Here is a 23,017-nt window from a genome sequence, read left to right as displayed (position 1 = left end):
AACAAGTGGCGGGAGGAAGGCCTCCGCGCCAAAACGCACTTTAGATTATTCTAGGAGGCCGTCAAGCTTCTTGTTAGCTTCGTCCCAATTGACGATGTTCCACCATGCGCCTACGTAATCTGCCCTCTTGTTCTTGTACTGCAGGTAGTACGCGTGCTCGAATTCGTCCAGTATCAGGACTATCGGCATCTCTGCGAGGTGGTTCATGAAGTGGTTTTCCACAGTCATTACGTTCAGGTTGCTGTTCTCCTTGTCGTATGTCAGCACCGCCCATCCCGTTCCAGGGTTCGAGTTCGCCGCTTCTGTGAAAATCTTCTTGAACTTTTCATAGCCGCCGTACTGCTGGTCAATCAGGTCGCCAAGCTTTCCTCCGGGCTTGTCTCCTCCCTTGCCTTCGGGGGCCATGTCCTTCCAGTAAAGCGTGTGCAGCTTGTCCCCGTTTATGTTGAATGTGAGGTTTCTCAAAACCCCGTGTATGTCGTAGCTTTTGACCTCTTCTTTTATTATTCCGTTGAGCCTGTCTATAAGCGTGTTCGCCGTGTTGACGTAGCCCTTGTGGTGGCCGTTGTAATGCACGTCCACTATATCCTTGCTTATGTACGGCTCCAGGGCGTCAAGCTTGTATGGCAGCGGTGGCAGCTCGTACTTCCTTAATCCTTTTATCTCTTCCACTTTAATCACCAAACTTAAATAAGGAAAACCTTTTTTTAACCCTTTTGCTAAAATCCTTTTATATTCCTTCAAGAATAATATACTCTGCGTGGTTCATTGGAATTGCTGCCTAAGCTTGACGGCATAAAGGGCAAAAAAGGGCTGTGGATGTATTCCATGCTGCCCTATCAGATAGCCTACGGGCCGATAAGCACTATAATAGCCCTTTTCATACTCGACCTTGGCGGCACTGTAATTGACGTGTCGTACGCCATGGCGGTATTCTACGGCGTTTCGATACCCGCTTCGGTCCTTTGGGGCATGGCAGTAGACAGGTATGGCAGCAGAAAGCCTTTCGTATACATATCCATAGCAAGCTCAGGCCTGGTTCTCTTGGCACTCTCCTTCACAAACAACATAGCCATGGCTATAACCCTTTTCGGGCTCCTCTCGCTTTTCACTGCGGCTCTTGCGACCCCCCTAAGCCTTTTGGTCATGGAAACGATAGAGAAAAAGTTCTGGGCGAGCGGATTCTCCAAGCTGCAGATGCTCTCTAGCATAGGGGGCTCCATCGGCCTGCTCGCCGCATCTGTGCTCACTGGCTTTCTTCCATTAAGAGTGGTAATGCTGCTGCTCATACCCTTCGTAATAATCAGCATACTTATAGCAATGTCAATAACGGAGCCGGCAAAGAACCTCGAAAGGCGTTCAATAATAAAAAATAGCATGGCGCTCAGGTTCAGGCTGTTGATGCATAATCTCATATTCATAAGGGTTCCAGGGTACAAGTTCATACGCGGGATTATAGGCAGCAAGCACAATCAGCTTTCCAAGCTCACAGTCATCTACATAGGCATGTTCGCTTTCTATCTTGGCAGCGCCATATTCAACACCACCTATGTGCCAGGGCTCAGGGACATAGGCCTTGCAAATGTGTACGTATTCGGCATAATATTTGCAGGATACGCCGTGCAATCCTACGTATTCAACTACTCTGGCCGCTTCACAGAATCAAAGGGAGAAAAGAGCACGCTCAGGAGCTCCCTGGCGATGAGGGCAGCTGGTTATGTGGCAATAGGCTTTGCCTTTATTTTCCTTACCGGATTCGGATCTCTTCTCATAAACGTGATACTCTATGCCCTGACTGCAGGGCTTGCCTATGCTATGTTCTACACGGTTTCAAACACGCTGCTATTCGAGACTGTTGGATCGGAAAAGCCCGGAAGGAAGCTTGGCTTATACAGCAGCGTCGTAGGGATTGCCTACTTCATAGGCTCTCTTGTTGCAGGCTACATGGCCTATTATGTTGGCTATTCCTTCGCCTTCATAGCGTCCGGGTTATTAATATTTCTCTCTCTATTCATATTCTTGGGAATATACAAGCAGAAGAACTGATTTGATGGCGAGAGAGTACAGGTACAGGGAGCCAAAGAGCGTAAAAGAGGCTTGGAAAAGGCTCAAGCACAGGATAATCCCTGCAGTCCTTGCTGGCCTGAACCTAGCCCTTCTGGTCTTCCTTCTAGAATACTTCAACATTGACAAGGCTTACGGCCTCGGCACATCGGCAGTCATATTCACTTCATTCGCTAGCAGCATATACATAATGTTCATAACACCAAACTCGCGCTCAGCCAGGAATTCCAAATTCGTCAAGAGCTACATAATTGCAGGCATAGTGGGCACGCTTGGAGGATTGTCTCTTGCAGTGCTGCCTCTTTATGCCGTAGCAGCGCTCGTCATATTCTCTGTTTCCGTGCTTATGATAATAACCAAGAGCGAGCACCCTCCAGCAGCAGCAATAGCCTTCGCTTTCGTGCTTTTCAGGATAGGCTACATCGGCATTGTAATAATAGCTTCCGGAGTCGTGATAGTGGTGGCACTGCGCTACCTCCTGGAAAAGACTACGTTTGAAATCGAAAGGGAAGCGCTCAAGGTAGAGATCACGAAGAAGGAAAAGAGATTGGACATGCAGTATGCAAAAAAGCCCCGTTACAAAAGGAGGAGCAAAGATGGAAGATGAAATTCTCGTCCTTAAATCGTCTCCGGAAGACTTTATTGTCAAGGAGATAACGCGCTCTTATAATGTTCTAGAGCCGGAAATGCAATATTCCAGGGAAGAGCTCAAATATCCTGAAGGCGACGAATTTACGATATTCGCAATGCAAAAGAGGGAATGGAACACGCTGCAGGCCCTCGGAGCAATAGCAAGCACATGCGGAAAGGGCAAAAAGTCTGTGGGCTTCGCCGGAACCAAGGACAGGCGCGCAGTCTCGGTACAGCTGTGCAGCATAAGGGGAGTTGACCCAAATAAGCTACTCTCGTTGCGAATACCTGGCATAAGGATAAACTTCGCGTGGAAATCTTCCGAGCAGGTAAAGCTTGGTGATTTGGAAGGCAATGCTTTTGAGATAACGGCAAAGCCAAAGATAGAACAGGAAAAAGCAATTGATATCATAAAGTCGAATGAATCTAAGTTCGGCGGACTGTTCCCAAACTATTACGGCACGCAGAGATTTGGCTACAGGAATAACAATGTGAAAGTGGGCCTAAGCATACTTAAGGGCAACCTGGAACAGGCAGCAATGCTCTTTCTAACTGACAGCACGAACGAGGACATGCCGGAAGCCAAGGAAGCCAGGGAAAGGCTTGCTTCAGAGAAAGACTTTAGCAATGCTATAAACTATTTTCCCAAGCACCTGAAATACGAAAGGAAGATAATCTCATACTTGGCAAGCTACGGGCCAAATTACAGAGAAGCGCTGAGGACGCTTCCAAGGCAGCTGCTAATGATGTTCGTGCATTCAGTAGAATCGGAAATATTCAACGGGGTAGTGAAATCGCTATATAAAGAAGGGCATACAAAACCCGAAAGGGGAGAGCTTTCATGCGGCCTTGACAGCTACGGATTCCCGGATTATTCCAAAATATCAAAATATGAAGAAGGGCCAGCAGTCCTGGCTTCAAACATAATAGGCTATGAAACCGAACATATATCGGAATACGAAAAAGCCGCGCTTGAAGAATACGGCCTCACAAGGGAGTCATTCAAATGCAAGAGCATGCCGGAGCTTAGGGCAAAGGGCTCATTCAGGGCGGCATTCGCCCCGTACAAATCATTTACAGTAGAAAGCCATGGTGAAGCGTTCAAGCTTAAGTTCTCCCTTCCCTCAGGGTCGTACGCTACCGTATTAATCTCCGAGCTTCAGAAACAAAGCAATGCCTAATGCCTATAAGGAGCGTCACAACACGCAAAAGCAAAAATAAAAAGCGCCGGGATTGGGATTTGAACCCAAACTTCCCGAAGGAAACCAGATCTCGAGTTTCGCCGCAAAAGCACTGGCGCGTTACCGGTTTCCGCCATCCCGGCATATAAAACCTAATCAAATGGAAGAAATATTATATTTTGCCAGGTAAAGCTCTTTATTTGTGCCTATCTCTGGGCTCGAACGTCATATCTTGAATTGACGAAAGTAATTAAAGCTTTGTTTAAAAATCTTCTTATAAGCCTTTTGGCTTATGGGACCGGCAATAAACAGCGATGCTTAAATGAAGAATAAATTCTTTGGTGACAAGTTCACCCTGCGCATATTGACAGTGGCAATATTCATAGTCCTAGCAATAGCTGGGCTGGCTTTTTCGCTCTATCTTTTCATAATAGCCAAGAATACCTACATGTACATTGTGGCTACGGCATTCGCAACACTATCGGTAGTCTCTGGCTTTTTCAACATATCCGCTTCAATATTATACTACAGGTCTTACTTCTACGGCAAGTATATTTCAAAGATACGCAGGAAGCTCAGGCCCATGCTTTCGTATCCGTCTGTTGCGGTCGTCGTTCCTGTGTACAACGAGGATCCTGCAATGGTAGAGGATACCATAACGAATCTAAGGAAGCTCGAGTACCCCCAAAAGTCGCTAAATTACTACCTTCTGGATGACTCCACCGATGCCGGCATACGCTCAGAAATGATGCGAATAGCAAAGAAAAACAAGTTCGCGTATATGCACAGGGACAATAGGAAGGGCTTTAAGGCAGGGGCGCTTAACAACTTCGTCGGCAGCATGAAAGAGGAGTTTATAGCAATTTTCGATTATGATGAAAGGCTGACAAACCAGAAGTTCCTAAAGGACCTTCTCCCATACTTTCAGGACCCGAACCTGTCATACATACAGACAGAAAAAACACACAGGAAGGCAAATCTGTTTGCGGATTCCATAAACATATTCGATGGGTTCTTCTTCAAGTTCATAGAGCCTGCAAGGGCCTTAAACAACACTGCCATATTTGCCGGCTCGTGCGGGATAATAAGGGTGTCCGCCCTGCGGGACATAGGCGGCTTCCCGGAATACGTTATAGAGGATACGTTCTTCAGCTTCAAGTCGGACCTATACAACTACAAGAGCCTCTATGTGCCAAAAGTGTATGCCCTTGGCAAGCCCATAAAGAAGTTTACTGAGCTGGTCAAGCAGCAGTGGCGCTACAACTACGGCGACACCCAGTTCATAAAATACTTTTTCAAGAACAGGAAGAGCATGAAGGGCTCGCCCATATCAAGCATGGACTACCTCACGCACGGGTTTGGCCTGAATTACATATCCGTAATACTGATAATGTTTACCATAGTCTCAATATTCATAGTGTTCTCGGCAGTGCCATTCGTAAACCTGAACATACACCAGATATTCAACGCCAAGTATGTTGGCTTAGATTTAGAGATATTCGGCTCTATAGCGCTGGTGCTCTCATTCCTTGCCCCGGTCATAATGACCAAGATATACTTTAACTCTGTAAAGAAGGGCTTCATGGTGTTCGCGCTAAACTTTGCGCTTGCTTTCTCAAGGACCAAGGCAGCAATAGCTGCTATAACGCAGAGCAATCCTGGAGTGCATTGGAACAGGAACAACGATCCAGGCAAGAGCAAGCTGGTGTTCTCCATAATGAATACCAGGGTTGAACTGGCATTCGCAACATTCATATTCGCCCTGAGCTTTTTTGCAGCAAAGACAAACCACATATCTGGAGGGCTATGGCTGATGGTATACGGTTTCATGTACCTTTTCGCCACGCTCTTTATGTACAAGTACGGATGATTTTATGATATACGTGAAGATACACGATACGGACGAAGGTACAATAATAGCCATGTGTGACGAATCGCTAATAGGTAAGGTTCTTGAGGAAGGCGACCTTGTCATAGACCTGAAGGACTATTCGGATTTCTATGTTGGCGACCTTGTGGATCCGGAGAGCATAGAGCTTCCAGAGCACCAGAAGTTCAATTCGGCCAATATAGTTGGAAAGGAAGCGGTAGAAACTGCAATAAGGCAAAATCTGATAAAGGCCGAAAACATAAATAAGGTCATGGACGTCCCATACGCCCACGCCTATTGGATGAACCCAGAATAAAGCTTGCTCTATTTCTTGAGCTCCAGTATGGCCTTGGCTATGTCCCCGTTGGAGTCTTCTAAGGCCTTTCTTGCGTCATCCTCGCTTGCGCCCGAGCTCTCCATGACCATTTTCACGTCATCTTCGCTTATCTCTATGCTTACGCTCTTCTCGTTTTCGGTTATCGTTCCAGCTATCTGGAAGCTCTTCGTGCCCTGCGCCTCTATCATAGTTACCTGAGGGTCGGTTATGACTATGTCCTTGTCGGCACAGGATATGACTACCTTGTCTGCATTGAGCTCTGATGATTTTATTCCCATCTTTGCCATCATGCTCTTGAGCGTTCTGGGGTCTATGTTTGGCATCATTCAACCACTATCATATTTTTACCGCAAATAATGTTAATTCTTTCCTGTCGTGCGGGAGCTTCTTCACGCGCATGCCTTCGTATGTTGCGCCGAGAGCCTCCTTCGACTTGGCTATTGCCTGCTCTATCCTGTCATCTGTCATCTTCAGTGTCAGTATCAGGAAAGCTCCTTTCTTAAGCGCTTCGGAGCATACTGCGGCTATTATTGCCGACTCCTGGGCAGGTATGTTTATGTCTATGCACATGATGTCGAACGGGCCAAGCTTTACGAGTTCCGAGATCTTTATGTTCTCGAACAGCTCCTTTATGTGCAGCAGGCCATAACTCTTTGCACTCTCATCAAGCTTTTCCATATCCAGCACGTCAATGCCTTCGGCATCCGCAATCTCGCGCTCCTTGCCAAGCACAACGGCAATCCTGCTGTTTTCTGGCATTGCCGAGTAGTTTATTCTTCCTGCATCAATGGCTACCACGCTTGCGCCATTTTTCATTAGGTATCTGCTCCAGCCACCCGGTGCAGCTCCTATGTCGAGTGCCCTAAAGCCTTTTCCTATCTTAATGTCGAAGTAGCCCATTGCCTCTTGTATCTTGAATTCTGCCCTGCTTATGCCATTCTCCAATATGTCCTTGTCCATGTTCCTGTGCCTGAAATAATCAAGCGTTGCCCCGTAGGCGTTGCTTGAGCCTGCGATTGACACGTAAGCGGTGCCTCCATTAATTATTATGTGGAATACTGCGCTAGGGTTCACCAGGTCTATCTTAGCTCCGTATTTCTCCATACCAGTTCCTATCTCTACCTCTATGCTCTTGGCATTCCTTTCGTCGATAGCGGTTTCCTTGAGGACTTCTGTCTTCGACGATTGATATTTTTTCTCCTTCTGAACGCCAGCAAGCTTCTCTTCAAGGCCTGCATATCCGGAAGAGACATCCACTTCAAAAAGAAGTTCCTCCGCTTTGTAAAGGAACACGGAATCGTATATTGCCTTGAGGTCTGCTTCCTTTTCTCCGGTATCCACTATTATTATCGAATCCGATAAATACTTCGATATCTTGGATTCCCCAGTTATGGATTTCAGCTCGTTTATTGACTGCCGCAAAAACCTTTTATCGAAAAATACAATGTATTGCATATAGTTTGCCACCAGTGACATGGATATTTCTTTCGCAAAAACCTTTATATTGGTGTTTTAAGATTGTCTTACGGTATTGGTGGCAATATGAAAGGCATAAGAGTTGAAGATATAATGGCAGCATCAAAGCCAATGGAAACTTCAATTACGGTTTATTATGGAAAAAGGAAAAGAAGGGTAAATGTGAAAAGGTATGCAGCTGGGCCTATATCGACTCCTTACGGAAAATTCATGCTATACGAATTCAAGCTGAGCGACAGATGGGTAAACTACGAGGTTTTAGCCGCAGCTAATAAGTTCGAAACAAACCTAATGCCTAGATTCAGAGAAAAAGACGAAGTATATCTGAAAACAGATTCTGGATGCAGGAGCGGTGAAATATATCTTGACAATACCTGTACGTGCAGGCAGCAGCTTATTGAATCAATGAAAATCATAAGCAGCCACGGCTCTGGTTTGTTAATAACCATCCCAAAGCAGGAGGGCAGAGGCCACGGATTCGCAAAGAAGTATGCTACGCTGGCCCTGCAGGAATATCTGGGATACGATACATACGAAGCTGCAAAGGCAGTCAACAAGAAAGTTGACATAAGGGATTATTACGGCGTGGTTGCGCTTCTGAAATTCTTCGGTTTGGAAAGAGATCACTCAATAACCGTAATAGCGAACAACCGTTCAAAGCTTAAGGAGCTTGAAGAGAATGGATATAATCCAAAGCTAAGGCCTCTGGAAATAAAAGCAGACAGGCACACAATAAAGCACCTGAAAGCAAAGAAAGAGCATCTTGGCGAAATCGTAAAAGTATAAGCTTGTCGCAATTTCTATTGGGTCTTTAGTTTGCTTAAGCATATTCCGTTACTTTAAATATAATTTTAGCGCCTATCTATTAATTAATAGACTTCGCAAGGCTTACTGGCTTGTAATTTCTATTATCTTATCTTTACTCGCTGCGCCTTTTATTATCCTTATATTTGCTCTTTTCACATTGAAATATGACGAAAGAGTACTTATTACGGCCATATTAGCACGTCCTTCAATCGCCTTTTCTTTAACCTTAAGCTTATAACTTGTAGGGTTTATCTTTTGTAATACCTCGAATTTGGAATTGGGAATCACTTTTACTTTTATTAACATAGCAGCACTTAGAAATGTGGACTCTGCGGGATTCGCACCCGCGACCCCCCGCTTGCAAAGCGGGTGCTCTACTACTGAGCCAAGAGCCCTCAAAAGCAAATAGGATTATGGAAAATCAATATATAAGCCTTGCGAAAACTTCGTTTAGGTTTTTCTCCGCGTAAAACAATGTCGCGATTTCAGCGCTTTCTCTTCTTCTGAGCGTTTTTGTGCTGCGGTTTCTTGGCATTGGGCTTTGCCATTTTCGGCTTTGGCCTTGCCTTAAGCTTAGCCTTTGGCTTGGCCTGTGCCATCTTCTTGGCTGCATGTGCTTTGCCTGCCGGCTTGCTTGCCTTTGCAGCCTTTGCGCTCCTATCTGGCCTCTTGATGACCGTGGTTGTCTTGTTGGAAGTGAAAGATATCATGTTGCTTATGTCGCGCGTGTTTATGTTTTCCGATTCCAGCTTGTTCAGTATGTCGTCCGCGACGGCATTGCTTACTGTTTCCGAATCCTTCGAAGCGTTGGATACGAAAGCGTTCTCTATGTCGCCCTTCTGTATCATTGCTTCTATCTCGCGGAGCCTTTTGAGGTTTTCTACCTCCTTCTTCGAATCCTGCTTCTTTTGCTTCATAACCCCTTCACTGGACGGCTTCAAAAATATTGAATCCGCTCATATTTAAACCGAAGGTTATTTAAAAGCTTTTTGCGCAGAAAAGGCAAAGCGGGTTCGGACCCGCAAGCTATTCATACGTCGAAAGAATCCCCTATGTTTGGCACAGTTACTTCGTACTTCTTTGGCAGCTTCTCCAATTCCGACTTGAGGTATTCGGATTTGCTGCGCTCTCCGTGCACTATGAATATGTGCTTGAGATCAGCTATCTTGCCAGGTATGCTCTCGAGCTGCTTCCTGTCTGCATGTGCCGACATGTGGTAGGTTTCTACTGCCATTTCAACCCTTATCTTCGAGTCGTTTATTGTTATTTCTCTCGCGCCTTCCTGCATGGCCCTTCCCATTGTGCCTTCGGCCTGGTATCCAACGAGTATCATCTTGTTGAGCGAATTTCCTGCCATTTTAGTTAGATAGTACATTATCGGCCCTCCGCTCAGCATTCCGCTTGTTGTCACTATTATGGAGCTTTCGTCGTTCGTGGCTATCCTTGTCCTGGTGTTCTTCTTCTCTACTATGGAAAAATTCTCGCTCTTGAAAGGATCAGCGTCGCTCATGAGTATTCTTCTCTGCAGCTCCTTCCTGCAATATATCACGTTGTGCCTGTGTATCCTCATGGCCTTGTTTATCATTCCGTCCATGTAAATAGGCACCTTCGGTATGACTCCGGAATTCATGTAATCGTCAAGCAGGAACAGTACTTCCTGGGCTCTTCCCACTGCAAAGCTGGGCACTACCACCTTGCCTCCGGCTTTTATTGTTTCTACGGTGCTGTTTATCATGTCCTTGGCGGTTTCCTTCTCATCCTTGAATATGTCGTCCTTGCCTCCGTATGTGCTTTCGGTTATCAGTATGTCTGCCTTGAGCCCCTTTAGGTCAGCGCCGTCAAGCAGCCTGGTCTTCGTCAGGTTTATGTCTCCCGTGTATATGAGCGTCTCCTTTCCGTCGCTCACCTTTATGAGCGCGCTTCCGAGTATATGCCCTGCGGGTATGAAGGTTATCGTGAAGTCTTTTATCTTGAATTCCCTCTTGTACTCGTGCAGCGAGTAGTTCTTGCCCAGCTGCTGCAGCCCTTCCTTGGTTACGTTGCTTGGGTTTGATATGTGCATGTAGTCGTTTATGAGCACATTGGCAAGCTCTGATGTCGGTTTTGTGACATAGGTCTTGTTCCTGTATCCTGCACTGTATATGTGCGGAAGGTATCCGCAATGGTCCAAGTGCGCATGGGATATGACTATCCCGTCTATATCTTTAAGTTTCCCGTCTTCTATCTTCGGGAATTGGTCGTCGGATCCGAGCTTGACTCCTGCATCCAGAAGGATGCTTGTGCTTCCGCTCGAAACCATTATGCAGCTGCGGCCTACTTCGCCAGCAGCTCCAAAAAAAGTAATTTTCAATTATTTCACCTTTTCAAATTCTGTCTTTGTTTCACTGTTTTGTATTTTTTATTTTATTTTTTCTATTTTTTATTTTTGTTTTTCTTTTTGTTTTTTATATTCTTATTTACGCATGCTACCTGCTTTAAAAGGTACTGCACGCGATATCTGCATAAAGGAAAAGATGCAAGGGGGTTATTCCGCCTTGCCTTTCTTCTTTATTACTGCTATGTCTTCCATGTTTATCTCTGGCTGCTGCATCTGCTGGGTCTGCTTTCTTCTTGCAGGTCTCTGCTGCTGATCCATTCCGCGTCCGCCGCGTATTCCCAATGCTTTCCTGACTGCCAGGTAGAGGTCGTCGAGCTTTGTGTCAAGCTCGCGTATCTTCCTGTCAGTCTCGTTGAGCTTTTCAGTATAATTCTTTATGTCATCCTGTATATAGCCTATCTTGCGCTGCAGCCTTACGAACTTAAGCAGTCCCTCGAGCTGCCCGTCTATTTCGGCTATCTTCCTTATTATCCCCTTCTCGTCGTCCAGGGACATTCTGGCTTCGGTCGAGAGCTTGAATTCGAGCCTGTTCTTCTGCCTCTTCAGGTATCCTATCTTCTTGACTTCTACGTTATCCTTCTCGCTTTCCACGAATTTTGATATCGCAATGTTCTCGGCTTCCTTGTACTCAAGCTTTCTGCGGTAGTCCTTTATCTCAGTTATGAGCGCATCCCTTTCCTTTCGGCATTCGTCTATCTGGTTCTTTATATTCAGCACTTCGGGGTTGCTCGATTCCTTTATGAGCAGGCTCAGCGATTTCCTCGCTCCCTGTCCAGTATCGGCAGCCTTTGCGCTGTGCGCCGGTGCTACCGTCTCGTTCACTTGCTGTGGCTGTGCAGTTGCCTCTTCTTTAGCTGCTACGTTTTCATTGCTCTCTTTCAAAAAACCGCCTTTAACCTGTTGTTTTTTCTTTTTGCAGAATCTTCAATTGCCGTCGAATAAGTCTTCAAGAGTCCATCCGTGACTTTTGCTATGGAATACTCTCTGGCAGTTTTTACACACTCTTTATAAGAGGATAAATTATTTATAACCTTTTCTATTTTCATGGCACAATCTCTATAATCTAGCGGCTTGAACTTTTCGCCGTTTTTCCCGTTTATTATGAGATCCTTGAGCGCGAGGTAATCCGCTCCGACTACCGGCTTGCCGGAAGCCATGGCTTCCAGCGAAACTATGCCCTGCGTCTCGAAAGTCGACGGCATGCAGAGCAGGTCCGCCGCGGCATAATACTTCGGAAGCTCCTTTTCGCTTACGAATCCAACAAACTTTACTGTCTTTTCAAGCGCGTTCCTGTGAACATATCTTATGTAATGGTCCATTGCCGGGCCAGTTCCTGCTATGACAAACTTTACCTTTTTCTTTTTCTTTGCCAGTATTTTTGCTGCTGCCAGCATGGTGCCTATGTTCTTCTCCTTGCTCACCCTTCCCATGTAGAGCACAAGAGCCGATTCGTCATTTCCGGTGAGTATGTGCTTAAGCGCTGATCCCTTGACGCTGGGTCTGAAGCGCTTAATGTTAACGCCGTTCGGGACAATGTCTATGCTGTTGCTTACCTTCTGCTTTACGAGAAGATTTTTTATGCTGGCACTGGGCGCTATAACCCTGGTGCAGCTTCCATAGAAGAACCTGGCGTAAGGCCATGCATATTTCAGAAACAGCCTTCTTGCTATTGGGTTGGAAACCCCATATTCCTTTATCACGTTGTTCTTTGTGAAAAGGGTGTGGAAGGATCCTACTGACGGTATTTTTCCCATCTTGGCCACTAGCAGGCCGTACGTCCCTACCGTAAAAGGCGTTTGCATGTGCACTATGTCGGCATCATAAACTCCTATCTTGCTGGCTGCCATGAACGGCATAAGCGCGAAATTGTATTGCGGGTATCTTTTGAACTTGACACTGGGCACTACTATTATATTTTTGTCGTCCTTTACGAGCTCCTTTGTTTTCCTGTTTCCCGAAGCCACTATTACTACGTTGTGGCCCCTGGATTCGAGCTCATCCTTGAATCCTAGCATCGACGTGACTGCACCGTCGACTGCCGGAAGGAAGGTATCCGTATAAAAGAAAATGTTCAAGCGTGATTTCATGTTTTTGCCACTGCAGCTTTGAATGCCGTGGTCCACGGCATGTTGTAAATTATCATTCCTGTTTGCCCAGGGTTATAGCTTCTCCGTTTGCCTTCTTTATCTTCTCCACGGCTTTTTCGGAGAACGCTTCGGCCTTTATCTTGGCCGGAACCTCCAGTGTTCCGTTGCTCAGGACCTTGTAGCCATCGAGCTCTATCTCGCTGGTGTTGGACTTCTTGAGCATTGCGTTTATCGAATACAGGCTTACGCTCTTGAGCTTTCTCGGCATCCACTTGGTGAATCCGGTCTTCCTTATCTCTTCAGGATGCTTGGCTGTTAGGTACGTGAAGTTGTGCTTCTTGTGCGCTGTCCTTCTTCCGACGCCTCCCCTGTCTCCTGCGCCCCTGGCGTTCTTTATGTTTCCTACGCCCCATCTCCTGTTGCCCAGGTATTTCCTGCTTTTCTTCTGATGCCTTACTACCATTAAATCATCCTCTTTATGAGCTTGTTTATGTCGCTGCCCATGTAGCCGAGGTCACCGCCCTGCTTGTAGCCGAGCTTGGTGCTCTTGTATCCGTGCGTTGGAGGATGCAGCCTCACTGGCATGAGCTCCTTGAGCTTTTTCATGTCATATTCGCCGCTGGCTACCTTCTTTGCGTCTGCTTCGGCACCTGCCTTTTTCAGCAGCTTGTCCAGGACTTCCTCGTCGAGCTCCCCGTAAGCAACGTAGTTGTTGCACGTCTTAAGCATGCCTTCGTAATCCTTGCTGACCTTCAGTATCGTGCAGTTGTTGACCCTCTTAAGCCTGAGCCTCTTCAGGGTCTCTGCGGTATCGTGCCTAACGTTGACAGTGCCCCTTATTCGGACTACGCCAACTAGCTTGTTGATAACGGATTTTGACATAGAAATTCGCCTTTAAGCGTCAAGTTTTGCTAATTTAATTGCAAGAAAGAATATTAAAGCTTCTTCAAATGCAATAAGGTTTAGCAGCGTTAAAATATAAAAAGCTGCCTATATTGCAAGAATAAGGAAAACAGGGAAAGCTCAGAGCTTTCCTATGTCCTTTACAACGTCTATGTCGAGCGCCTCCTTGCCCTTTCTCCAGTTTGCAGGTATCGCGCACATGTGGCCCTCCTTTGCAGGGTGGTCCCTAAGGTACTTGAGCCCCAGGAAGGCGTTCAGTATGTGGTCGGCGTCCTTTCCAAGGTTGTTGTTGAAAGCAGCCATGTACTGTATGCTTCCGTCAGGGTCTATTATAACTACAGATCTCCTTGCCTGTCCCGTGCTTGCATTGAGCAGGCCGAACTTTCTCGTTATCTCCTTGTTGAAGTCCTCAATCATTGGTATGGAACTCTTCTGAACCCTTGGGCTTGTCTGCGCCCAGCCCTTGTGCGAGAAAACGCTGTCCGTGCTTATTGCGAATACGTCTGCATCATTCTTCTTGAATTCGTCGTAGAGTCCCATAAAGGCCTCTATGTCCGTGGCGCACACGAACGTGAAATCGCCAGGGTAGAACGTCAGTATGCTCCAACGACCCTTTTCCGGTACCTTGATCTTTTCTATCTTGTCTTCCTTCGGAAAATAAGCGTTTGCCTCCATCTGTTCAAATCTTTCCTCTATTGGCACTCCTTCCATATTATCACTGTTACTATATTGTTTATCCAAATATATAAATATTTTGTTATTTTTATCATATAAATTGATATAAATGACAAAAGATTTGCCAAAAATGCTGGACAAGCTCATAATGGACAGGCTTATAACAAATTCCAAGGTTCCTGTGGAGGAGCTGGCAGCAGCGTACGGCGTAAGCCCAGGAACCATACGCAACAGGATAGCACAGCTCTCCGAATCCAAGGTAATAATAGGCTACAAGGCAAGGGCAAGGCTCAACAGGCTCGGCATGTCCGAAGTCATAGTAGGCTTGGACATAGAGCCCGAGAGCTATATGAAGGCAATGAATTCTATAAAGGAGCTTCAATTCGTCAAGGAGCTTTACAGGTCAAGCGGAGACCATTCAGCCATAGCAATAATAGCCTCCGATTCGGAATCGATAGACTCGGAAATAAATAGGGTTATGTCCATAGAAGGGGTAAGGAAAGTGTATCCCTCTTACATACAGGAAGTAGTCAAATAAGCCTCAAATCCTGCAATCAAGGACGAGTTTTACCGGAACATGATCAGATCCTTTAACATCCTTCAATATGCTGGCGCTTACCGCTTTATCCTTCAGCTTTTTTGATATCAGGAAATAGTCTATGCGCCATCCTATGTTCTTATCCCTGGCCTTGAACATGTATGACCACCATGTGTAATTTCCCGGCTCCTTGCTGAAAATCCTGAACGTGTCGACAAGCCCGGAGCCTATGAACAGATCCATGTCGCTGCGTTCCTCTGCAGTAAATCCAGCGTTGTGCGCATTCTCCTTCGGCCTGGCTATGTCTATATCCTCATGCGCAACATTGAAGTCGCCGCATATGGCTACCGGCTTCTTCCTTTCAAGCTTCTTTATGTAATCAAGCATCCTTGCATTGAACTCGCGCTTTAGGTCCAGCCTTGACAAATCCCTTCTCGAATTCGGGAAGTACGAATTTATGAAATAGAAATCGGAGAATTCCAATGTTTGAACCCTGCCTTCGTTGTCCTCAAAATCGTTGAGGACTGTGAGCGGCTTCTTTTTGGCAAGGCTCATTGTGCCGCTGTAGCCCCTCTTTTCGGCAGGGTTTATCTCGACTTCATAGCCGAGATCGTAGAATTCTTTCGGGATTGTTTTTTCATCAGCCTTTATTTCCTGAAAACCTATTACGTCTGGCTTCTCGCTTTTTATGAGCTTCAGGGCCTCTTCCTTGGCTGCCCTTATGCCATTTACATTCCATAAAATCAGACTTACTGCCATCAAACCATCTAAAGCTTCAGCTCCATCCTTATGCTTACATAGCCGTCCTCTTCCACGCGGCCTGTCTCTACGAACCCTGCCTTGGAATAAAGCTTCATGCTTCGCGTATTGTATTCATAAATTCCGCCAACCTTTAGCTCCTTTAACCCTATCTCTCTAGCGCGTTTTATAAGCAGACTAAGCACCTTTGTCCCAATGCCCCTGCCCCAGTATTCTTCAGCACCTATTGTTATCGGCGTTTTGTCCTTGGTTATGCTCGCGTCTCCTATCGGTTTCCATGAGCCGTTTTCTTTGACCTCTATAACGTAGGCTTCGCCGATTTCGGATAAAGCTTTGTTCATCCTTTCTATCACGTCGGGCCCGTATGGCATTGCCTTTGGCCCCTCCGAATAAAAAAGCACGTCGGGATTGGTATACCACTCCAGAAAAAATCCCATGTCCTCTTTGAGGTCAGCCGGCCTCAATCTTACATCTCCATCTTCAAGCACTGCCATTTAACTACCCCGAAAAGAAATCCTTCATGCTCTTCTGCTGGTTGGCTCTGCTTTTCGGCTCGGGCTCCCTTCCCAAAAGGTCAAGCTCTCCAAAAACTCCGGAATATCCCGGCCTTATCTTTATCCTGTCGTTGCGCACGTTGTCTATGCACTCTGCTATTTCTTCTCCAGCAATTTCACTTATATCGCTTATCTTCGCTTTTGTCAGCACGTCCATTTCGTCGCCAAACCTTTCTATCAATTTCGAATACAAAGTTTTGACTTCCTGCGTGTATCTTGTTTTCTTTTTCGCGTACGATATGACTTCTATGAGCGGCACAGAATGTATGTAAGGTATGTGCACCTTTGGCACGTATCCTACCGGCCTGTCTGCCAGGTCGTCCACCCTGTGCAGCACTCCTATTACCAGCTTCTTGCCGCAGACCTTGCAGACGGTGGACTTGTTCTCTTCGGGGTTTACGGAATATCCGCATTCCCTGTGCCCGTCGTAGTGGTATTTCCCTTCCTCTGGATAGTATTCAACCGTTAACTTGAACCTTTCGGCATCCCTGTCCACTATTGCCTTTATTATGGAATCGTATGACAATTCTTCAAGGTCAAGAACGTTTGTTTCCCTGCCCATGTTCGCAAGCGAATGCATATCGCTGTTGGATATTAGCGTGTATTTGTCCAGTTCCGATATTCTCCAGTTCATTTTTGGATCGGAGCTGAGCCCGCTTTCGTAAGCCCTTATGTCCTTTTCCCTGTCCTCATATGCCTCTTTTATAGAATCGAATCCCGACATGGCTCCGAGCGCTCCGAAATACGGAGTCCACAGATGCGCAGGAAATATGAACGCCTTTTTGTCAACCTCCTTGGCTATGTCGACCAAATGTGCCGCGCTTATCTGCAGCTGCGGCCTTCCGTCGGAATTCATGCTGCCGTATTTGCTGAGCCTTTCGGAAAGTTCCTTTGCTGATTCCAGGCTTGGCAGCAATATGCAGTTGTGTATCTTCTTTATTCCCTTGTCCCTGCCTTCAAATATCGTCGAAACTTCTACGCTGGGAACGAATGCGGTCTTATTGTCGGATCCTTTGAGGGCGTATAAGCCGTTGCCTTCGCTTACCGTGTTCTTTTCAACCTCCTTTAGCCATTCGGGGTGCAGTATGTCTCCAGTCCCAAGGACGTTTATGCCCTTCTCCTTGGCGGTCTCTGCCATTGATTTCGGGTTTATTGCTTCGCTGCATGCCATTGCAAATCTTGAATGTACGTGCAAATCCGCTACTATTTTCATAAACATTGCCTACAAATTTCCATATCTCTCCAAAGCCTTTAGCGCTACTTCCCTCACATTGGGAAAAGTTTCCATTATGCTTATTTCGTCCTTGCTCATCCATCTTATGTCAGTGCTTTCGTCATTCGCCGCAATCTCGCCGCCAATCCTATTTCCAACGTAAACCATGTCGAAATGTATGTGCATTGGCTGCGTCTTGTAAGGCACATTTTCATACAGTATTACGAACGGCTCCGGAAGCGTATGTGCGGCTTCGTCTGTGTGCTTTACGTTGTCGTCGCCAATCAATTCAACGTCGATGCCAGTTTCCTCTTTGGTTTCCCTTATTGCTGCTTCATAAGGAAATTCGTTTTCTTCGACGTGCCCTCCTGGTGGAACCCATATCCCGAGCTTTTTGTGCTTTACCATGAGCATCCTGCCTCCTTCTATAACCATGCATCCGGCAACTATGCATTTTTTTATTGGCATCCTATTCGCTTTTTGCTACTCCGTTTTTAGGGCACATTTCTTTCAGGAAGCAGGAACTGCATTTCGGCACCGTTCCGCATATCTGCTTTCCGTGCTCCTTCAATATGTATGAAATGTTATTCCAGTATTTTTTGTCAACTATCTTTTCCAGGTCTTTTTCTATGATGTCAGGATTCTTGCTCTCGCTTAATCCCATCCTGTATGCAAGCTTTATGACCCATGTGTCTACGGGTATGCCTTCAACTATCCCGTATGCGTTTATCAATATCGTGTTGGCAGTCTTCCTGCCTATGCCAGGGAGCTCGATTAGCTCTTCCATGCTGTCAGGCACCTTTCCGCCATATTTGTCCTCTATTATTCTGCAGGCCTTTATTATGTTGGAAGCCTTGTTCTTGGCGTAGAAGACTCCCTTTACATATTTGAGCAGATCCTCTTCCGTGGAATTTGCATAATCCCTGGCGCTTCTATATCTTTTAAAAAGTGCAGGCGTCAGCGAGTTTACCGTAGTATCTCTGGTCTGGGCCGAGAGTATTGCAGCTACCATAAGCTCTACCGGATTGCTGAAATTCAGGTAATAATGTATGCCTTTGTAATGTGCCTCCAACGCGCTTATTATTTTCTGCGAATCTTTTCCAGAACTTTCATATCCCATATCAACACCAAACAATTTATCCCTCAGAGAGGAACCAGAAATGATCGGCTACAGATTTTTATCTGCGTAATCCTTCCATATTGCAAGTTCTCCTGTGGCGACATAGGGAACCTGTGCCAGTTCTTTCATATTCTTTGCCCCGAGCAGGAACATGACGCTCTTGAGCTCCAGCACGACATTGCTTATAAACTTCTTTACTTCTTCCGGGGATTTTGTTGCTGGCCTCAGCACCGGCAGAGCCATTGCGGTAAGCGATGCTCCCATTGCCAAAGATTTTGCCACATCCATTCCCGTTCTCAAGCCGCCTGAAGATACTACGGGTATCTTCGAGCGCTTCCTTATCATGTAGAGCGAAGCTGCCGTAGGTATTCCCCAATCCCAGAGCAGGTTTCCAAGGTCCACCTTTGAGGCCATGCCCATGGCCTTAGCCCTGTACCATTCTACCGCTGCGTAGCTCGTGCCTCCCATTCCAGCAGTTTCGACGGCCTTTACTCCTGCCTTCTCAAGCTGGCCTACAACATTTGGCGACAGCCCAAAGCCTACTTCCTTGGCTATTACCGGACTGTCGACAGAGGATGCTATGCCCTTTATCCCTTCAAGGACATTCCTGTATTTGGGTTCTCCCTCCGGCTGGACTATCTCCTGCGCAGGGTTCAGGTGCACGTACAAAGCGTCAGCATCAACCATATCTACTAATTTTTTTATGTCGGAAATTTCCATACCTTTGGATATTTGTGCGCCTCCTATGTTCGCGCCTATGAAAGCGTTTGGTGCATTCTTTCTGGCAATCGTATAAGTATCTTCGAGAACTGCGTCATAAAGTGCTGCCCTTTGGCTTCCAAGAGCCATTCCAAGGCCCAGCTCTTCAACAGCCTCTGCTATATTGGCATTTATCTTTTTCGCCATCTCTGCTCCGCCGGTCATGGCTCCCACCATGAAAGGGGCTGAGAACTTTTTTCCAAGGAACGTCGTGCTAGTGTCTATGTCATCAAAGTCTATTTCCGGCAGCGAGTTGTTTATCAGCTTCATGTCGCTGAAAAGGGTCCTCACGCTCTTTGCCTGAACTGGTTGATCCAGGCATATCCTTATGTGCTCCTCCTTTCTTTTCATTATAAGGTCTATCTTGGCCTTTTTGGAATCAGCATTTTCGGTCTTATTTCCGCTCAAACAATTACCTATAACGATGTTTACGTAAAAGTCTAAAAAATGTCAATATAAAGCATACTTATAGCGCTACAAACTATAAATAACTCTGGTGTTGGCTCTGGCAATATCGAAAAAGCCCTTCCTTAGGAAAGTTCTTTACCTGCTAAAGAAAAAATACTCGGAGCAGATGAAAAGCACGCTGGAATATTCGAATGCCTGGGAGCTTCTTGTGGCCACCATGCTTTCAGCCCAGGCACAGGATAAGCAGGTTAACATAGCCACGAAAAGGCTTTTCCATGACCACAGGGAAATTCGCGACTATGCCGATATGGGCTTGAACGAGCTGTACAAATACACCAAATCCATAGGGCTGTACCGCAACAAGTCCAAAAACATAATAAGGGCCGCGAAGGCCATAGAGAAGGATTTTAATGGCAAAGTTCCAAGCGACATCGCATCCCTGCAGGCGCTGCCGGGAGTCGGAAGAAAGACTGCTAACGTAGTACAGTACAACTGGTTCGGCAAGAGCGAAGGCATAGCAATAGATACGCACTGCATAACAGTATGCAACAGGCTCAGGCTGGCCAAAGGCACGAACGCGGAAAAGATAGAAAAGGAGATGATGAAAATAACGCCTAAAGAAGATTGGGGCAACGTAACGCACCTATTCATAGCACTTGGCAGGGACGTTTGCACAGCCCGGGCCAAGCACTGCGAAGCCTGCGTACTGAACAGGATATGCCCTTCAAGCACGGTGAAAAAATGATAGCTGCACTTTTCAGCGGTGGGAAGGATTCCACACTGGCAATACATAAGGCAAGCGAAGCAGGCCTGAAGCCCAAACTCCTAATAACAATGAAGCCCTACAACGAGGACAGCTATATGTTCCACAAGCCAAACATAAAGTACACTTCGCTGCAGGCCAAGGCGATGGGAATAAAGCACGTAATATGGGATACTGAAGGAGAAAAGGAGCTTGAGCTAAACGACCTGGCAGAGGCGCTCAAAGCCAACAATGTGACAAAGCTAATAACCGGGGCAATAGCAAGCAGGTACCAGAAGGACCGCATAGAATCAATATGCAAGGAGCAGGGAATAGAAATGATTTCTCCGCTTTGGGGGATGGACCAGGAGAAAGAGCTTGCTGAAATTGCGGAGAAGTTCGAAGCCATAATAACAAAGGTAGCCGCATACGGCATGGACGAATCTTTCGTAGGCGCTGCCATAAACAAGGAGACCGTAGAAAGGCTTGTCGCACTAAAAAAGAAATACAGGATAAACGTGGCTTTCGAGGGCGGAGAGGCCGAATCATTCGTCCTAAACGCCCCTATGTTCAAGAAAAGGGTAAAAATAACCTCGTACCATATAACCTGGGACGGCACAGTTGGGGAATATATAATAGACGGGGCCGAACTTTCGGACAAGTGATAAAGTGCTGGTAATTGGTTTCAATTGGCCGAACTTCCACGACAACGCAGTAGCTGCAATACTGGACGGCAAGCTGGTATATGCTTCGGAGGAGGAGCGTTACACTAGGAACAAGCACTCTCCGTATGAGCTGCCCGCGAATGCGCTGGAGCACTGCTTCAGATTTCTAAAGAGCAATTATGGGATAAGCCCGGATCATGTTGATGCGTATGCCACTAACTTCGACCCTAAGCTTTACAGTGTCAAATCAAGGGCATGGCATTCGTTCTCGCAGGCTTCGCTGGTCAAGGACTACGCCCTAAGAAACAATATGGCGAGCATGGCCTATTCATCCATAATGCGCACAATAACTAGGTCTGTCACTTCAAGGCTGGATTTTGCATTGTCAGCCAAGCTCTTCATAAAGGAAGTGCTTTTGCACATGGGCTATGCGGTCAACGACAGCGGGATAAGGGTAATTCCAGTGCGGCATCATTTGGCACACGCCGCTTCCGCATACTATTTTTCCGGATTCCGCAGTGCAGCTGCAATAGTTGTAGACGGCCAAGGCGAAACGGATTCTACAACCGCATGGTCTGTAAAGAACGGCTCTTTCGAAAACGTTTTTGAGCAGAGCTGGAATTCGCTTTCCATGGGGTATCTGTACGAATACGTTTCCAAATATCTCGGTTTCTCCAGGCTGGAGGGTCCCGGAAAGGCAATGGGCCTGGCTCCATACGGCAAGGACAATCCAAAGATGATGAAAAGGCTTGAAGCTGCAGTAGAGGGAAGCAATGGCCTATATAAGGTTAAAAAATCTTTATCTCTGCCACTCCAGGACCAGATGTATGATGGGATAGCTGAATACGTTACGGATTCAAGGGCTCCTATAAAGCCCGAGACCAGCACGCAAAAGCTGAATCAGGCTGCATGCGACTATGCGCACACTATCCAATCCTTCTTCGAAAGCTTGCTTCTAAGCATGGCCGAGCGCATAAAGTCAGAGACGGGGCAGAGCAATTTGGTTCTATCCGGCGGCTCGGCCCTGAACGCCAAGGCGAACATGGAGCTACACTATTCAAAAATATTCGGCAATATGTTTGTTTTTCCAGCGGCAAACGATTCCGGAGGGCCAATAGGCGCAGCCGCTTATGCATATTCAGAGCTGGGCGGCGCAATCAAAAGCAGCAGGCTAAATTCAGTCTATCTTGGGGATTCATATTCGGAAGAGGAAGTAAAAGCGAGCGTAATGAAATCTAAACTTAGATCCGAAAAGGTTGGCGATGATGTTTCTGGGGTTTTATCGGCGATAGAGAAAGGAATGATTGTCGGATTCTACAATGGCCGCTCCGAACTTGGCCCAAGAGCCCTGGGCAATAGGAGCATAGTTGCTGATCCACGAAACAGGGATAATTGGGACAGGGTCAATGCAATAAAAGGCAGGGAGTGGTGGAGGCCTTTGGCTCCTTCTCTTTTGGAAAGCTCAATGAAAAAATATTTCGTAGACCCTGTTAAGCACGAATTCATGGTAATGATGTTTCATACTACAAAATCGGCAAAGGAAAATGCTCCCGCAATAAACCATGTAGACATGACTGCACGGCCCCAAACAGTTACTCGCAAAACGAACAGGCTTTGGTATGATCTCATAAGCGGATTCGAATCCGACACCGGAGAGGGCATAGTTGTAAACACCAGCTTCAACAATGCAGGAGAACCTCTCGTAGAGACTCCCACACAGGCGCTCAGGAGTTTTGCATCCAGCGGCCTTGATGCGCTTTACCTTCAGGGCTGGCTCATTACCAAACGGTAACGCTTTATCAAAGTGAGCGGGAAAACCCACACTCTTCAGAGGTGGGATGAGAGCGAACCG

At 46.5% G+C, this 23,017-nt stretch carries 27 protein-coding genes and 2 tRNA genes; 10 read left to right on the top strand and 19 right to left on the bottom strand.

Going from position 1 to position 23,017, the window contains the following annotated elements:
* Positions 1 to 45: 45 nt before the first annotated feature.
* Positions 46 to 672: a superoxide dismutase gene (locus Micr_RS04965; RefSeq protein WP_203134570.1), complete on the bottom strand. Its 627-nt coding sequence runs from the start codon at positions 670 to 672 to the stop codon at positions 46 to 48.
* A 96-nt stretch (positions 673 to 768) separates the two neighbouring features.
* Between Micr_RS04965 and Micr_RS04960 the strand changes: the two genes are divergently transcribed.
* From Micr_RS04960 to truD, 3 genes are read left to right on the top strand one after another with little or no spacing between them, the layout of a single operon-like run.
* Positions 769 to 2,046: an MFS transporter gene (locus tag Micr_RS04960; protein ID WP_203134569.1), complete on the top strand. Its 1,278-nt coding sequence runs from the start codon at positions 769 to 771 to the stop codon at positions 2,044 to 2,046.
* A gap of 4 nt (positions 2,047 to 2,050) precedes the next feature.
* The gene (locus tag Micr_RS04955) at positions 2,051 to 2,671 is read left to right on the top strand and encodes an HPP family protein (RefSeq protein ID WP_203134568.1); all 621 of its coding nucleotides are present in this window, start codon (positions 2,051 to 2,053) and stop codon (positions 2,669 to 2,671) included.
* Entirely contained in the window at positions 2,661 to 3,875 is a 1,215-nt protein-coding gene (truD, locus tag Micr_RS04950) for a tRNA pseudouridine(13) synthase TruD (protein WP_203134567.1), read from the top strand. Before Micr_RS04955 ends, truD begins: the two co-directional genes overlap by 11 nt.
* 44 nt (positions 3,876 to 3,919) lie before the next feature.
* Here truD and Micr_RS04945 read toward each other — a convergent pair.
* Positions 3,920 to 4,018: transfer RNA gene (locus tag Micr_RS04945), tRNA-Ser, on the bottom strand.
* Between the two features lie 179 nt (positions 4,019 to 4,197).
* On the opposite strand from Micr_RS04945, the gene Micr_RS04940 reads away from it, so the two are divergent.
* Together Micr_RS04940 and Micr_RS04935 are read left to right on the top strand one after the other, a co-directional pair.
* Positions 4,198 to 5,745 (top strand): glycosyltransferase, encoded by a 1,548-nt coding sequence (locus Micr_RS04940; RefSeq protein WP_203134566.1) that lies wholly within the window; start codon positions 4,198 to 4,200, stop codon positions 5,743 to 5,745.
* Between the two features lie 4 nt (positions 5,746 to 5,749).
* The gene (locus Micr_RS04935; protein WP_203134565.1) at positions 5,750 to 6,061 is read left to right on the top strand and encodes a DUF424 domain-containing protein; all 312 of its coding nucleotides are present in this window, start codon (positions 5,750 to 5,752) and stop codon (positions 6,059 to 6,061) included.
* Between the two features lie 8 nt (positions 6,062 to 6,069).
* On the opposite strand, the gene Micr_RS04930 is transcribed toward Micr_RS04935, so the two are convergent.
* Both Micr_RS04930 and Micr_RS04925 read right to left on the bottom strand, forming a co-directional pair.
* Positions 6,070 to 6,408 carry a nascent polypeptide-associated complex protein gene (locus tag Micr_RS04930; RefSeq protein WP_203134564.1) on the bottom strand — a complete coding sequence of 113 codons (339 nt, stop codon included), beginning with the start codon at positions 6,406 to 6,408 and terminating at the stop codon, positions 6,070 to 6,072.
* Positions 6,409 to 6,418: 10 nt separating this feature from the next.
* Entirely contained in the window at positions 6,419 to 7,537 is a 1,119-nt protein-coding gene (locus tag Micr_RS04925; protein ID WP_203134563.1) for an SAM-dependent methyltransferase, read from the bottom strand.
* Between the two features lie 87 nt (positions 7,538 to 7,624).
* On the opposite strand from Micr_RS04925, the gene Micr_RS04920 reads away from it, so the two are divergent.
* Positions 7,625 to 8,344: a hypothetical protein gene (locus Micr_RS04920; protein WP_203134562.1), complete on the top strand. Its 720-nt coding sequence runs from the start codon at positions 7,625 to 7,627 to the stop codon at positions 8,342 to 8,344.
* Positions 8,345 to 8,446: 102 nt separating this feature from the next.
* Here Micr_RS04920 and Micr_RS04915 read toward each other — a convergent pair whose 3' ends face one another.
* The 9 genes from Micr_RS04915 to Micr_RS04875 all read right to left on the bottom strand — a co-directional run bounded on the left by Micr_RS04915 (position 8,447) and on the right by Micr_RS04875 (position 14,443).
* Complete coding sequence (locus Micr_RS04915; RefSeq protein WP_203134561.1) at positions 8,447 to 8,671, bottom strand: DUF167 domain-containing protein; 225 nt, start codon at positions 8,669 to 8,671, stop codon at positions 8,447 to 8,449.
* 17 nt (positions 8,672 to 8,688) lie between these two features.
* A tRNA-Ala gene (locus Micr_RS04910) sits at positions 8,689 to 8,760 on the bottom strand.
* 90 nt (positions 8,761 to 8,850) lie between these two features.
* Positions 8,851 to 9,282 (bottom strand): hypothetical protein, encoded by a 432-nt coding sequence (locus tag Micr_RS04905; RefSeq protein WP_203134560.1) that lies wholly within the window; start codon positions 9,280 to 9,282, stop codon positions 8,851 to 8,853.
* Positions 9,283 to 9,395: 113 nt separating this feature from the next.
* Positions 9,396 to 10,715, bottom strand: coding sequence for an MBL fold metallo-hydrolase (locus Micr_RS04900; RefSeq protein WP_203134559.1), 1,320 nt, complete (start codon positions 10,713 to 10,715; stop codon positions 9,396 to 9,398).
* Positions 10,716 to 10,889: 174 nt separating this feature from the next.
* The gene (locus Micr_RS04895) at positions 10,890 to 11,624 is read right to left on the bottom strand and encodes a hypothetical protein (RefSeq protein WP_203134558.1); all 735 of its coding nucleotides are present in this window, start codon (positions 11,622 to 11,624) and stop codon (positions 10,890 to 10,892) included.
* Complete coding sequence (locus tag Micr_RS04890) at positions 11,621 to 12,829, bottom strand: glycosyltransferase (RefSeq protein WP_203134557.1); 1,209 nt, start codon at positions 12,827 to 12,829, stop codon at positions 11,621 to 11,623. Before Micr_RS04890 ends, Micr_RS04895 begins: the two co-directional genes overlap by 4 nt.
* A 52-nt stretch (positions 12,830 to 12,881) precedes the next feature.
* Entirely contained in the window at positions 12,882 to 13,292 is a 411-nt protein-coding gene (locus tag Micr_RS04885) for an uL15m family ribosomal protein (RefSeq protein ID WP_203134556.1), read from the bottom strand.
* Positions 13,292 to 13,711, bottom strand: a complete 420-nt coding sequence (locus Micr_RS04880) for an uL30 family ribosomal protein (RefSeq protein ID WP_203134555.1) — start codon at positions 13,709 to 13,711, stop codon at positions 13,292 to 13,294. Before Micr_RS04880 ends, Micr_RS04885 begins: the two co-directional genes overlap by 1 nt.
* A 141-nt stretch (positions 13,712 to 13,852) precedes the next feature.
* Complete coding sequence (locus Micr_RS04875; RefSeq protein ID WP_226803556.1) at positions 13,853 to 14,443, bottom strand: peroxiredoxin; 591 nt, start codon at positions 14,441 to 14,443, stop codon at positions 13,853 to 13,855.
* 73 nt (positions 14,444 to 14,516) lie between these two features.
* Between Micr_RS04875 and Micr_RS04870 the strand changes: the two genes are divergently transcribed.
* Positions 14,517 to 14,945 (top strand): Lrp/AsnC family transcriptional regulator, encoded by a 429-nt coding sequence (locus Micr_RS04870; protein ID WP_203134554.1) that lies wholly within the window; start codon positions 14,517 to 14,519, stop codon positions 14,943 to 14,945.
* 3 nt (positions 14,946 to 14,948) lie between these two features.
* Here Micr_RS04870 and Micr_RS04865 read toward each other — a convergent pair whose 3' ends face one another.
* From Micr_RS04865 to fni, 6 genes are read right to left on the bottom strand one after another with little or no spacing between them, the layout of a single operon-like run.
* Positions 14,949 to 15,704, bottom strand: coding sequence for an exodeoxyribonuclease III (locus Micr_RS04865; RefSeq protein ID WP_203134553.1), 756 nt, complete (start codon positions 15,702 to 15,704; stop codon positions 14,949 to 14,951).
* An 8-nt stretch (positions 15,705 to 15,712) separates the two neighbouring features.
* Positions 15,713 to 16,198, bottom strand: coding sequence for a GNAT family N-acetyltransferase (locus tag Micr_RS04860; protein WP_203134552.1), 486 nt, complete (start codon positions 16,196 to 16,198; stop codon positions 15,713 to 15,715).
* Between the two features lie 4 nt (positions 16,199 to 16,202).
* Positions 16,203 to 17,471, bottom strand: a complete 1,269-nt coding sequence (locus Micr_RS04855; protein ID WP_203134551.1) for an endonuclease Q family protein — start codon at positions 17,469 to 17,471, stop codon at positions 16,203 to 16,205.
* 9 nt (positions 17,472 to 17,480) lie between these two features.
* Positions 17,481 to 17,939: an NUDIX hydrolase gene (locus tag Micr_RS04850; protein WP_203134550.1), complete on the bottom strand. Its 459-nt coding sequence runs from the start codon at positions 17,937 to 17,939 to the stop codon at positions 17,481 to 17,483.
* A gap of 1 nt (position 17,940) precedes the next feature.
* Positions 17,941 to 18,591, bottom strand: a complete 651-nt coding sequence (locus tag Micr_RS04845; RefSeq protein ID WP_203134549.1) for an endonuclease III domain-containing protein — start codon at positions 18,589 to 18,591, stop codon at positions 17,941 to 17,943.
* 48 nt (positions 18,592 to 18,639) lie between these two features.
* A complete protein-coding gene (gene fni / locus Micr_RS04840) occupies positions 18,640 to 19,758 on the bottom strand; it encodes a type 2 isopentenyl-diphosphate Delta-isomerase (RefSeq protein ID WP_203134548.1) in 1,119 nt (372 codons plus the stop codon).
* Between the two features lie 88 nt (positions 19,759 to 19,846).
* Between fni and Micr_RS04835 the strand changes: the two genes are divergently transcribed.
* The 3 genes from Micr_RS04835 to Micr_RS04825 are packed head-to-tail and all read left to right on the top strand — an operon-like array spanning position 19,847 to position 22,957.
* The gene (locus Micr_RS04835) at positions 19,847 to 20,503 is read left to right on the top strand and encodes an endonuclease III domain-containing protein (protein ID WP_226803555.1); all 657 of its coding nucleotides are present in this window, start codon (positions 19,847 to 19,849) and stop codon (positions 20,501 to 20,503) included.
* Positions 20,500 to 21,165, top strand: a complete 666-nt coding sequence (locus Micr_RS04830) for a diphthine--ammonia ligase (RefSeq protein ID WP_203134546.1) — start codon at positions 20,500 to 20,502, stop codon at positions 21,163 to 21,165. The genes Micr_RS04835 and Micr_RS04830 overlap by 4 nt, the downstream gene beginning before the upstream one ends.
* Positions 21,166 to 21,169: 4 nt before the next feature.
* Positions 21,170 to 22,957, top strand: a complete 1,788-nt coding sequence (locus tag Micr_RS04825; RefSeq protein ID WP_203134545.1) for a carbamoyltransferase family protein — start codon at positions 21,170 to 21,172, stop codon at positions 22,955 to 22,957.
* The last annotated feature ends 60 nt before the right edge of the window (positions 22,958 to 23,017 follow it).

The organism is Candidatus Micrarchaeum sp. (assembly GCF_016806735.1).
Classification (GTDB): Archaea; Micrarchaeota; Micrarchaeia; order Micrarchaeales; family Micrarchaeaceae; genus Micrarchaeum_A; species Micrarchaeum_A acidiphilum_A.
This window is presented reverse-complemented; position numbering and strand designations above follow the sequence as displayed.

Bases quoted from the DNA above. Each gene is read 5' to 3' on its own strand.
- Micr_RS04865 (WP_203134553.1), bottom strand. From the start codon at position 15,704: ATGGCAGTAAGTCTGATTTTATGGAATGTAAATGGCATAAGGGCAGCC.
- Micr_RS04925 (WP_203134563.1), bottom strand. From the start codon at position 7,537: ATGCAATACATTGTATTTTTCGATAAAAGGTTTTTGCGGCAGTCAATA.
- truD (WP_203134567.1), top strand. From the start codon at position 2,661: ATGGAAGATGAAATTCTCGTCCTTAAATCGTCTCCGGAAGACTTTATT.
- Micr_RS04860 (WP_203134552.1), bottom strand. From the start codon at position 16,198: ATGGCAGTGCTTGAAGATGGAGATGTAAGATTGAGGCCGGCTGACCTC.
- Micr_RS04870 (WP_203134554.1), top strand. From the start codon at position 14,517: ATGACAAAAGATTTGCCAAAAATGCTGGACAAGCTCATAATGGACAGG.
- Micr_RS04955 (WP_203134568.1), top strand. From the start codon at position 2,051: ATGGCGAGAGAGTACAGGTACAGGGAGCCAAAGAGCGTAAAAGAGGCT.
- Micr_RS04890 (WP_203134557.1), bottom strand. From the start codon at position 12,829: ATGAAATCACGCTTGAACATTTTCTTTTATACGGATACCTTCCTTCCG.
- Micr_RS04905 (WP_203134560.1), bottom strand. From the start codon at position 9,282: ATGAAGCAAAAGAAGCAGGATTCGAAGAAGGAGGTAGAAAACCTCAAA.
- Micr_RS04935 (WP_203134565.1), top strand. From the start codon at position 5,750: ATGATATACGTGAAGATACACGATACGGACGAAGGTACAATAATAGCC.
- Micr_RS04885 (WP_203134556.1), bottom strand. From the start codon at position 13,292: ATGGTAGTAAGGCATCAGAAGAAAAGCAGGAAATACCTGGGCAACAGG.
- Micr_RS04920 (WP_203134562.1), top strand. From the start codon at position 7,625: ATGAAAGGCATAAGAGTTGAAGATATAATGGCAGCATCAAAGCCAATG.
- Micr_RS04930 (WP_203134564.1), bottom strand. From the start codon at position 6,408: ATGATGCCAAACATAGACCCCAGAACGCTCAAGAGCATGATGGCAAAG.
- Micr_RS04845 (WP_203134549.1), bottom strand. From the start codon at position 18,591: ATGGGATATGAAAGTTCTGGAAAAGATTCGCAGAAAATAATAAGCGCG.
- Micr_RS04940 (WP_203134566.1), top strand. From the start codon at position 4,198: ATGAAGAATAAATTCTTTGGTGACAAGTTCACCCTGCGCATATTGACA.
- Micr_RS04855 (WP_203134551.1), bottom strand. From the start codon at position 17,471: ATGAAAATAGTAGCGGATTTGCACGTACATTCAAGATTTGCAATGGCA.
- Micr_RS04830 (WP_203134546.1), top strand. From the start codon at position 20,500: ATGATAGCTGCACTTTTCAGCGGTGGGAAGGATTCCACACTGGCAATA.
- Micr_RS04880 (WP_203134555.1), bottom strand. From the start codon at position 13,711: ATGTCAAAATCCGTTATCAACAAGCTAGTTGGCGTAGTCCGAATAAGG.
- Micr_RS04875 (WP_226803556.1), bottom strand. From the start codon at position 14,443: ATGGAAGGAGTGCCAATAGAGGAAAGATTTGAACAGATGGAGGCAAAC.
- Micr_RS04850 (WP_203134550.1), bottom strand. From the start codon at position 17,939: ATGCCAATAAAAAAATGCATAGTTGCCGGATGCATGGTTATAGAAGGA.
- Micr_RS04915 (WP_203134561.1), bottom strand. From the start codon at position 8,671: ATGTTAATAAAAGTAAAAGTGATTCCCAATTCCAAATTCGAGGTATTA.